Here is a 10,254-nt window from a genome sequence, read left to right as displayed (position 1 = left end):
TGGCCGCCGAGTGCATTGGGCCCAGGTTGAGGTTGTACGTCAACGATCAACTCGTTGCCGAGGTCCAGGATTCCGACTTCGCCAGCGGCGATGTGGGGTTGATCGCCGGGACCTTCTCCACCCCGGGTGCCGACATTCGCTTCGACGACTTCAACCTGCTCGTGCCGTAGCTCGGAGATCGAGCGGCCGACCGCCTCCAACCGGAGCTTGGCAGATCCCGCATCGGGGCGCGAAGCAGCCTGGCGTCAATTCGTCCGGCACCGGCTATTCCGCCTGGGATCGGCGCACAGGGGAAGAGGGGCGCCGTGTGGTGCGGCGAATCCAGCCAGCCGACGGCCTAACCCGTTGGCGCGGGTCGGATGCCGCGATACACCCTCGGACCGGTCAGCGTGCGTAGGATAGTCTCAGCCGGACGACCGAGCCGACTTCCTAGCTCCTGGCACGACAGGGGAACGTTGCCGTTGGCCATGAAGACACGGAAGACCACGTCGACCAGGCTCCCTTGAGGGCTGATGTAGTCTGGCTGCAGCGCGCAGTGGGTCATCAGGGTGTGCTGCAAGCCAGGCACGCACGTGACTTCCGCCGTCTCCGGATCCACGTGGTCGACAAGTGCGTCCGCTTCCAGGTCTACCAACAGAGCCTGATGCTCAAGGCACAGGTGGCTTCGCAGCAACACGGCCCAGTCGCGGTCAGCCCTCTCCCACCAATCGAAGTCGATATGGAATCTCGTACTAAGCGTGGGACGAACCAGCATCTGGGCACGCTCGGCCGAAGAGAGCGTCATCGCTGACTCCAGGCCGACTCGTCCAACCGCCAGTAGTGATCGCCAACGTGAACGAAATACGGCCGGGCTTCGAGTTCGCCCAGAATGACCTCCGGCGGCAAACGCTGCAGCACATTGATCCCCGAATACAGCGCCTGGCCGTGGACCGCGCTCTGGGGATTGAGCTTGGCGAGCTCGCGGAAGACCGATGGGACCAGCTTCTCCAGCGGCATTTGCCTCTGGGGGCCGGAGAGCCAGGCCTTATCCATCTTCGCCAGGTCCGGAAGCCCGATAATCATTTGATCGTCGAAGGCGGCGCCGACGGGTTGCTTCAACATGCTGAAGCCAATTTGCCCGCCCTCGCCAATGGCCACGGTGCGGATCCATTCGGTCCGGCGGCGTCGGTCCACCACCTGGACAATCACTTCTCCGGGGGTCTCCCCCCGACGCACCTGGATCAACCCTCCTACAGGAACCTCGTGTCGGCGGTACCACTCCTCTAGGCCGAACACGTAGCGATCGGCTCGGACTACCCACCCGGGAAACTTCTCGCCGCTGTGACCGTCCACCAGGATGAAACGGATGCGGGGGGCCTCATAGGCCGTCGGAAAGAGCGGGCGCAGGCGCGACGACAGGGGAAGAGTCCCCACTCTCCAGTGTGGGAAGAGCAGCGCCAGGCGGACCTCGCCCTCGTCCGCTGGCTCAGCCGGGTAGAGGCTCAACTCGTCATCGACTTGCCGGCAGAGTGAGAGGCTCCCGTCACTCAAGGAAGGGAGCCTCGGCGTCGGACTCGCAGGCTCGAGGCGCGGCGGACGAAAGAGGACCTCGGGAGGCTCTAGACGCCTGAGGAACCACAGGACCTGCCCGGCGGGACCGACTTCGTCGAATCGCTCGTTCTCCTGCAGGGCATAGTCCACCGAGAATGCCGCCAGCAGCGAGTCGACCGACTCGGGCAGCCCGAGGTGCGGCAGCAATTCCGCCGTCGGGAGCGGGCCACCCCCTGCCATATCCAGCACGGCTTCGGCGAGGTTGAGATGACCGACGTTGACATCCGCCAGCAACTGGGTCGGAAACCAGCGGCCGGCGATGCGGACGATGTCAGGGGTTTGAGAAAGCCTGTCGGCGAGCTTGGCCTCCAGCCGACTCCCATACACTCTCAAGGCCAGGTCGAGGCTCGGCTCTCCGTCGAGCGACGCAGTCTCTGCTGGAAGCCGGCTCAGAGCGTGGTCGGCCAATCGGGCAGCGAATTCGCGCGGCCTGTCCTCGGCGAATGCCACCGTGATGACCTCGAAGTTGCCCAGGGCGGGATTCTCGCCCGGGCGCACGGCCATCACCTGTCCGACCTGGCCGCCCAGCAGCGGGAAGCACAGAGTCTGGCCTACTCCGTAGCCTTCCGCAGGCACGTAGCTCGGCAGATCTGCAGCCCGCTGCGCCTGGGCCTCGGCCTCCCAGCTTGCCAGCCGCTCCTCCACCAGGGCGCGTACCATTTCCGCCGGCGTGAGCGGCACTTCACGGTCGAGCAGGAGGTTGAAGATGAATTCTAGATCGCGGTCTGAGATTTCGTACCCAGCCCACAGGCGATCAGTGACGGCGGTTGGGGGGGAAGACATCAGAATTTCGTAGTTGCCCTCGAGGCTTCGGGATTATACTACACGCCGGAGGCGCGATGGAGGAGAAGGTCATTCGAGTCGCGAGCGTGAACGGGTCGCTGGAAGGGGAGATCCTCCGGGCGCTCCTCGCCTCGGAGGGCATCGAGGCAAACCTCTCGCAGGAAGCCGCCGGGGCGACGATCGGTCTGGGAGTTGGGCCGCTGGGGGTCGTCGACTTGCTGGTGCTCGAGGGCGACGAGGCCGCCGCCCGCGAGCTGATCCAGGCCTATCGCCTGGGTGAAATCCCGGCCTCCGGCGAGGGTGAGGCCCCAGACGCCTGAGAAGTCGCCGGGCCGTAGACTCGACGCCCCCCCAACCGCTACGGGATCGGCTGAGCGACCCACTGAAGCGGGTCGACCGGGACACCCCCAACCCACACCTCCCAATGCAGGTGCGGCCCAGTCACCCGGCCTGTGGCCCCCACCCGGCCGATCTCCTGCCCGGCCTCTACCATCTCCCCCACCTCGACCAAGATCTCCGACTGATGCAGGTATCCGGTGTACACGCCCCAGCCATGGTCGATGTAGGTCGAATTGCCCCGCACTTGCAGCGGCCCGGCAAAGACCACCCGACCTCTGGCCGGCGCCAGGATGGGCACCCCCGTCCCGCCGTAGAAGTCCAGCCCATTGTGGTATTTGAAGTACCCCTCGCCGTTGTAACTGCGGCGAGTGCCGAAGACCGAAGGGAACTGATCGGTGTAGAACTCCGAGGGAAACTCGAAGGCGCCCCGCCAGAGTTTCTCGGGGGTCTTTGGAGTCACCAGCCCCTGGACGAGAGCGTCCTCTGGAACGGTGACGGCCGGATCGAGGCTCTCCGGCTTGACGGTTAGCGCCTCACTGCCGAACTCTCCGGCCCGGATCCGCAAAGGCTGCCGAAATCGCTGGTAGTCCTCCGACCCCGGATCGCCGCTCCAGCGGATCTCGATATCGTAGATTCCCGGCTCGGCCATGGCATGGATGCCTTGCAGTGCGACGTAGCCCTGCGTCTCATCCGCTAGGAAGACAAGCGGCCACTCAGCCACCTCGCCCTCTGCCACCAGATCCCCCTCGGATTGCAGGCGGATGGTGAGCGTCTGGCCCTGAGTACCGACCGCCGGGTCAAGTCCGGCACCGGCCAGCGGACTCGCAAGGGCAATGTTCGGCACGCCATCAGCCGGGAGTGCCAGGCTGTCACCCGGCAGGAGCCACAGGCGCGGGCCGGCGCCGTTCTTGAACTGGAGACTCCACGGGTTCTGGTCGGCTGCACTGGCAAAGCTGTTGAGGCTCTCGCCCCGCCCGATGAGAACGCGCCTGGCCTCGCCCAGCGCCAGCGGGTTGTCCTGCTGGAGGGGCACAATCAGCGGCTGGCCAACATACAGCCGCTCCGGGCTCAGGCCTCGATTCAGTGCCAGTAGACTGGCCGCATCAACACCGTATACCTGGGCCACGCTCGCCAGATCCTCGCCGAAAGCGACGTCATGCGTCACCAACCTGCCGACAACGCCCTCGAATCCCGGGATCACCAGCTGCTGTCCGGGAGAGATCCCACTGCTGGCACTCAGCCCATTGGCCTGGGCCATGGCTTCGACCGTCGTGCCGAAACGCGAGGCAACGCCCCAAAGCGAGTCGCCCTCTTCAACGACGTAGATCGGGCCGGAGCCCTGAGCCCCGGCGCCGGGGACAATGACCAAGCATAGGAACAGGGCAAGCAGGGCGGACCAGCGGTAGGACTCAGGCATCGCGAAAGTGGATCAGATCACCCGGATGGACGAATTCTAACAGGTCTGGAACTGATTCCACGACAAAGCGCGCCGGCCGGGACGGCAGGTAGAAGCGCCAAGGACGAGCCAGCACCGCCTCGATGACGATACCTCTGTCGTCCAGCCACACGACTCCGAGGGGCATGAAGACAAACAGCATGTGGATTGCTGCGTCCCAGCGCGATGCCCGCTTCTGGACGAGCACCAATCCCTGGCCTGCCCGGCACGAGCGGCGGAACATCAAGCCTCTCAAGCGGCAGGCGAAGGAAGCACACCAGCGCGCCCTGAGCAGAAGGCGCTCATCCCGGGTGTGATTGATGACCTCGACATCGCGAGTCATATCTAACCACGCGCAACGGGGCGGCCTGTGTCCGCCCCGTTCCATTGCTCTTGGCTAGGAGCTTCAACTGGCGACGCTGAGGATCTTCTCAACGCTTTCAAGGAGCTCCTGCGGCCCGAATGGCTTCGTGATGTAGTCGTCCACCTTGGCGATGTGCAGTCCGAGCACCTTGTCGATCGACTGCGCCTTGGCTGTGACCACGACCACGGGGATTTCCTTCAGGGCGGGGTCGGCCTTGATCTGCTGGTAGACCTCCCAGCCGTCCATATCCGGCATCATCAAGTCCAGCAGGACGATGTCCGGCCGTTCACGGCGGACAGCGTCCAGGCCCTCGATGCCGCCATTGGCCCCGATGACATCATACCCCTTGCGACCGAGGATCAGCCGCACAAGGTCGATCATCTCCGGCTCGTCTTCGATGCAGACGACTCGCTTCGTCTTCCCCGCCATGCCTGTGAACCTGCGTGAGAATAGTGTACACCGTCGGGGCAGGCGCGCAACAAACCCTTTGGTCCTAGGCTTGGGAGGGTCCTTCCGCTCGGTTTGAAGCGCCCGCCCGCCCGGGGGCCCGGCCGCTAGAGGCGCCACCGCCGTCCAGCCAGCGCTCGATCAAGTCCGCCAGCTCCGCCTGGGCCTCCCGGTTGGTGGGCAAGTAGGTTAGGGTCTGCTCGTCGGCCATGACCGAGGCGCTGACCCGCGTGCTCCGGCCGAGCCCAACCGGCAGGATCGGCAGCCTGGCGGACACCATGGCCTCGACCGCAGCCCGATGGTGACTCAGGCGCCAGTCGTATGAGGTAACCAGGATGCCCAGAGTCTCCAGGTTCCGATTGAGTTCATGGCGCACCTGCTCCACCGTCGCCAGGAAGAACCAAAGGGCCCGCAGGTCAGGGATCTGAGGCTGGGTGGGGATCAGGACAGCCGAAGCGGCCGTCAGGGCGTTGAGCGTCAGCAGTCCCAAATTGGAGGGACAGTCGATCAATGCCAGGTCGAAATCCTCGCTCACGGTCTGGAGGATGTGCTTGAGGGCTTCCTCGCGCCCCATGCGTGACAGCAGTCCAAGCTCGCTGGGGGCCAGCGCCAGGTCGCTTGGCGCCAGAAACAAGTAAAGCCCGGGCAGGACTTCCCGCAGGATGTCCCGCAGGGGGACGATTCCGGGCAGGGTCCCGCCCAGGACTTCCGCCAGGCTGACCCCGGCCGCGCTCTCGATGCCACAAAACGCCGTCAGGTCGGCTTGGGGGTTGAGATCCAGGAGGAGCACCCGCCGACCGCGTTCCGCCAGCAGTGCCCCGAGGGCGTGCGTGGTGGCGGTCTTACCGACCCCGGACTTGTGGTTGGCGATGGCTATCGTCCGCACGCGTGTTCGTCTCCCACCCTGGCAGGCAGCAACACCGACCGTGGCCTCATAATTATGCACAACGCGGCCCAATTTGAAAGCCGGGGATGCGTCGGCCTCCAGCCGGAAGCAAGTTCCGTACCGCGCGGGCAGGGTCCGGTCTTGCCGCTGGACAAGCCTCCGGCCGACCGGAGGGTCCGATCGCTCGCGGCCTACGCACCCTCCACGGGAGAATCGCCGAATGCCTGCCGGACGGCAGCGGAGAGGGTGGCGGTGTTCAACGGCTTCTGAATCCAGAACACCTGGCCTTCCTCCAGCAGCTCCCGCGTCCCACCGCCCAAAGGATACCCGGTCATGATGATCACCTTGACCTTCGGGTCCCGCTCCTTCAAGGCTTTGTAAAGCGCCATTCCGCCGACACCCGGCATGACCAGATCCGTCACCACCAGATCGAACCCGCCTTGGCCTTTGAAGACCTCCAGCGCTTCCTCGCCATCCGAGGCGACCCGCACCTGGTAGTCGAGGGACTCGAGGACCTGGCGGACGCCCTCGCGGGTGGCGGCATCGTCCTCGACCACAAGTACGGTTTCCTTGTGCCCGCGCACCACCGCCTGGGCTGCCCTCGCCTCCGACGGTCCGGCAACGGCGAAAAGGACTGGAAGGTAAATCGAGAATCGGGTCCCGCGCCCGCGCTCACTCCGTACCAGGATATGGCCGCCATGCTGTTGGACGATGCCATACACCTGCGCCAGTCCGAGGCCAGTTCCCGAGCCGACGTCCTTGGTCGTGTAGAAAGGCTCGAAGATGTGGGGCAGAGCCTCGGAGGGTATCCCCTCGCCGGTGTCGGAGACTGCGATGCACACCCACCGCCCTTTGGCCATGCCGGGCGAAGGCGGGATCTGGCCGTCCAGGACGTCCAGCGTCGCCTGATCGAAGCGGAGCTCACCCCCAGCCGGCATCGCATCCCGGGCATTGAGGGCGAGGTTCATGAAGACCTGCTGCAGCCGGCCGGGGTCGGCGTTGACGATCACATCCTCCTCTTGAAAATCCAGGCGGAGAGCGATACTCTCCGGCAGCGTGCGGGCCAGGAGCTTGAGCAACTCCTTGAGGAACGGTACGAGGGTGGTCGGGTGCTGCTCCATGACCGACCGGCGGCTGAAATCCAGCACCTGGCGGGTGAGCCCGGAGGCCCGTTGCGCCTGCTCCAGGATGGTCAGCAGGCGCTCGGAAGATCGACCAGTCAGGTCTGGCTGGGCCAGAAGCATCTCGGCGTACAGGATGATGGCGGCCATGATGTTGTTGAAGTCGTGGGCGATGCCAGCGGCGAGCTGCCCGACGGCCGCCAGACGGTCTTGCTGCTGGGCCATCTGCTGAATCTGGAAGGCGTCCGTGGTGTTCCGGATCAGCAACGTCCAGCCTTCTCGCTTGCCGGCGACGACGAATGGCGTGCTCAGGATCTCAAACACCTGATTCGAAGGAGCACCGAGAGTGACGGTATGCGGAAGCCCTCCCGGCCTCGGCTGCAGGATCTCCTCGATCGGAATGCCTGCCAGCCGAGTCGGCCGGTCCCCGATGCGGGCATCGGCCAGGGCGCGGATGTAGTCCTGGGCGGCCGGGTTGGCCAGCGTCACCCGCAGGCTCTCATCCAGGATGAGAATTCCTTCCTCCACGCTATCGAGGATGCGCTGAAGCTGCCTGGCGTTTTCCTGGATCTGGTCAAGCAGACGCAGCCTTTCCACTGCGCTTCCCAGCTGGCGGCCGATGGCTTCGGCCACCCCCATCTCCTCACGGCTCCAACGATGAGGGTCTGGGCCGGCCAGAGTCAAACCGCCGATCGGACGTCCTTCCGCAATCAGGGGCACCGTCAGGGTGGCGCGGATGCCCAGCTCGTGCAGCTCTGTGGCGAGGGCGGCATGGGTCGGATCATCTAGCCTGCCCCGCCAGTCGTCTTCGGCCAGAACCGGCCACGGCCGGGAGAGGGCGATGGCAACCATGCGCGCGGCCAATGGTCGAAGCTCGGCGGCTACGCCTCGGGCCCGGGCCACCAGCGGGTGGTCGAGCCACACCACCCCGGCCGGGACGTCCAGGGCCCGGATCGATTGCTCCAGCCCGGTCTCCAGCAGGTCCGGAAGGGCCGTGGCGCCTGCGGCGGCGGCAATCACGGCGTTGAGGGCTTCCTGCTGGGTCGCTCGCTGGCGAGTCTCCTCGTACAGGATGGCGTTGCTCATCGCCGTCGCCACTTGACCCGCCAGCGTCTCCAGGAAACGCTGGTCCTTCTCGCTGAAGGCATTTGGACGGAAGGCCTGCACAGATATCACCCCGACCAGCTGCTCCCGAGCCAGCAACGGCACGCCCAGCCACGACTGAATGCGCTCAACGGAGCCCACGGAGGCGCTGGCGGGCAACATGTCGCCTTGAACCTCGCCGACCAGCAGTGACCGACCCGTGGCGACCACTTGACTGGTCAGGCCGCCAGCCGAGGCCGGGAAGCGCACCCCAATGGCTTCCGGAACTGGCTGGCCGTCTTCGACGGCCAGCAGGATCTCGATCGTTTTGTCCTTTGGGTGGTAAAGCGAGGCGGCGAAGGCATCCAGCGCAATCAGTCTTCGCACCGGGGCATACACTTCGCGCAGGAGGCGATCGACCTGCAGAGCCGTGCCGGTCGCCAGGGCGACATCGTACAGCCCCGTCAGCTCCTGCATCTGGCGCTGAGAGGCGACGTACAGCCGGGAATTCTCGATTGCCAAGGCGACCTGAGCCGCCAGGGTGGATAGAAGCTGGATATCCTTCCGAGCGTAGTGGTCGTCCGGATCTCGCTGTCCAAACAACCACACACCGACATGCCGATCGCGCGTCTCCAGCGGAAGCGCCAAGCGTACCCAGTCGGCGTCAGATCCCTGGACGATCCCCGGAGGTCGGTAGTGACCTGCGTCTTGCAGCAGGGCCCCCAATGCCAGAAGCCCGAGGTCGGTTTCCTCCAACCGCAGATTGCGGGCGTACATCAAGCTGGCGGCACCATCCATCAGGTACAGGGCTGACTGGCGGATGTACAGACTGGGGGTGATCTCGTCGGCGATCAGCCGTACCAGCTTTTCCGGGTCGGAGGCGATCGGCAGGTTCTGAGAGAACCGCGTCAGCACTTCATCCGGATCATAGACCGAGCCATACGCCAGGTGCTCGAACCAGCGCTGGAAGCGCGATTGGGAGTAAGGCGCGAAGGCGATGAACAGGATCGACACCAGCAGGGCGGCGATGACATCCCCCTCCTGGGAGGTGATCGAAGCGCTCACAAGAACGAATACCAGGGCGAAGGCCGTGGAGTACGCCAGGATGAAGGTGTACAACCCGAGCACGCGGTTCGCCCGGAACTCGAGGTCGCCAAACTGCCGCTTGAAGGCCGCGTAGACATAGGTTAGGGGGAGCGCCGGAAGGGCCAGCAAGGCGATCGCCGTCCCCCAGCGGGAGGGGAGTTCGATTTCCAGGATCGCAGGCACGATGAAGATCAGCAAGGAGGGGAAGAAAGCCATGCCGATTCCGAACAGCATCAGGCGGGTCGGGAGTCGCTGGGAGGCAGATGGAAGCACGAAGCTGCGATAGAGCAGGATGGCCATACTCCCCACGAAGGCCCCAAGCGCCGCCAGGTACCAGATCCAGCGGGGGACAATCGACAACAACACGAGCACGGCGCCGATCGTGCCTGCGGCATAGAGCAACGCCAGGCCGAGGCCCGGTTTGGCGCTCGGCATCCGCTGTGGAACGACCAGGTGGGTGTGAATGTAGATCGGTAGCATGATCAACATCAAGGCCGCATACACAACACCAGAGTAGCCGATCCCGGTAATAGAGACGCTCCCAATCGCCAGCCAGAGCGCAGTCGTTGAGAAGAACAGGATCAAGATTCCCCAGCGCTCGTCCCGTGGGCGGATGAGCAGGAAGACCAAGAACGAGGCGGCCCAGAAGGGGAGAAAGGGGATTGAAACGAGCAACGCATTGGCTACACCGGATCCGATTCCCGGACTTGGCATCAGCCAATCGATCTGCAGAACCTCGCCGCCGCGCTCGAGCTTGATCGGCACGAGCTCGCCCGGGCTGCTCCCCTCAAATGACCGGGTAAGTGGATCGCTGGTGTACTGCTCAAAAGTCAGATCGCCGATCTGGATCAGCCGGTCCCCTTGTTGTACCCGGCCCGGATTCGCTTGACACCACTCGGATTCCGAGGCGCAGTCTGGCGCCAGCAAGACCACCCAGAGCGAACTGAACTCGAACCCGGACTGCGGGACGAGGAAGGCGTAGGCTGCGCTGTAGCCGATTCCAATGGTGAGCACCAAGACCGGCAGGATGCCGATCAGGGTGCGGAAGGGCGGTGAACTGAATTGGACCTGACGGGACGTCATCCATCTCCACGAAGCATGCGCTTCGGATCCTTCATGC

Annotated in this window: 8 protein-coding genes; 1 reads left to right on the top strand and 7 read right to left on the bottom strand. The window is 64.8% G+C overall.

Going from position 1 to position 10,254, the window contains the following annotated elements:
* Positions 1 to 337: 337 nt before the first annotated feature.
* Together MUO23_10940 and MUO23_10935 are read right to left on the bottom strand one after the other, a co-directional pair.
* Positions 338 to 784, bottom strand: coding sequence for a hypothetical protein (locus MUO23_10940; protein ID MCJ7513471.1), 447 nt, complete (start codon positions 782 to 784; stop codon positions 338 to 340).
* Positions 781 to 2,373, bottom strand: a complete 1,593-nt coding sequence (locus MUO23_10935; protein ID MCJ7513470.1) for a hypothetical protein — start codon at positions 2,371 to 2,373, stop codon at positions 781 to 783. Before MUO23_10935 ends, MUO23_10940 begins: the two co-directional genes overlap by 4 nt.
* A gap of 56 nt (positions 2,374 to 2,429) precedes the next feature.
* On the opposite strand from MUO23_10935, the gene MUO23_10930 reads away from it, so the two are divergent.
* The gene (locus tag MUO23_10930) at positions 2,430 to 2,693 is read left to right on the top strand and encodes a DUF2007 domain-containing protein (protein ID MCJ7513469.1); all 264 of its coding nucleotides are present in this window, start codon (positions 2,430 to 2,432) and stop codon (positions 2,691 to 2,693) included.
* 38 nt (positions 2,694 to 2,731) lie between these two features.
* Here the strand turns inward: MUO23_10930 and MUO23_10925 are convergent, their stop codons facing one another.
* The 5 genes from MUO23_10925 to MUO23_10905 form a co-directional block, all read right to left on the bottom strand.
* Positions 2,732 to 4,129, bottom strand: coding sequence for a peptidoglycan DD-metalloendopeptidase family protein (locus tag MUO23_10925; GenBank protein MCJ7513468.1), 1,398 nt, complete (start codon positions 4,127 to 4,129; stop codon positions 2,732 to 2,734).
* Entirely contained in the window at positions 4,122 to 4,490 is a 369-nt protein-coding gene (locus MUO23_10920) for a DUF192 domain-containing protein (protein MCJ7513467.1), read from the bottom strand. The genes MUO23_10925 and MUO23_10920 overlap by 8 nt, the downstream gene beginning before the upstream one ends.
* Positions 4,491 to 4,553: 63 nt before the next feature.
* Complete coding sequence (locus MUO23_10915; GenBank protein MCJ7513466.1) at positions 4,554 to 4,940, bottom strand: response regulator; 387 nt, start codon at positions 4,938 to 4,940, stop codon at positions 4,554 to 4,556.
* A gap of 64 nt (positions 4,941 to 5,004) precedes the next feature.
* Entirely contained in the window at positions 5,005 to 5,844 is an 840-nt protein-coding gene (locus MUO23_10910; GenBank protein ID MCJ7513465.1) for an AAA family ATPase, read from the bottom strand.
* 191 nt (positions 5,845 to 6,035) lie between these two features.
* Positions 6,036 to 10,217, bottom strand: coding sequence for a GAF domain-containing protein (locus tag MUO23_10905; GenBank protein MCJ7513464.1), 4,182 nt, complete (start codon positions 10,215 to 10,217; stop codon positions 6,036 to 6,038).
* Positions 10,218 to 10,254 lie beyond the last annotated feature (37 nt).

This window comes from Anaerolineales bacterium (genome assembly GCA_022866145.1).
In the GTDB taxonomy this organism is placed as follows: Bacteria; Chloroflexota; Anaerolineae; order Anaerolineales; family E44-bin32; genus PFL42.
The sequence above is the reverse complement of the archived record's forward strand: the minus strand, read 5'-3'. Positions and strand labels throughout refer to the sequence as shown.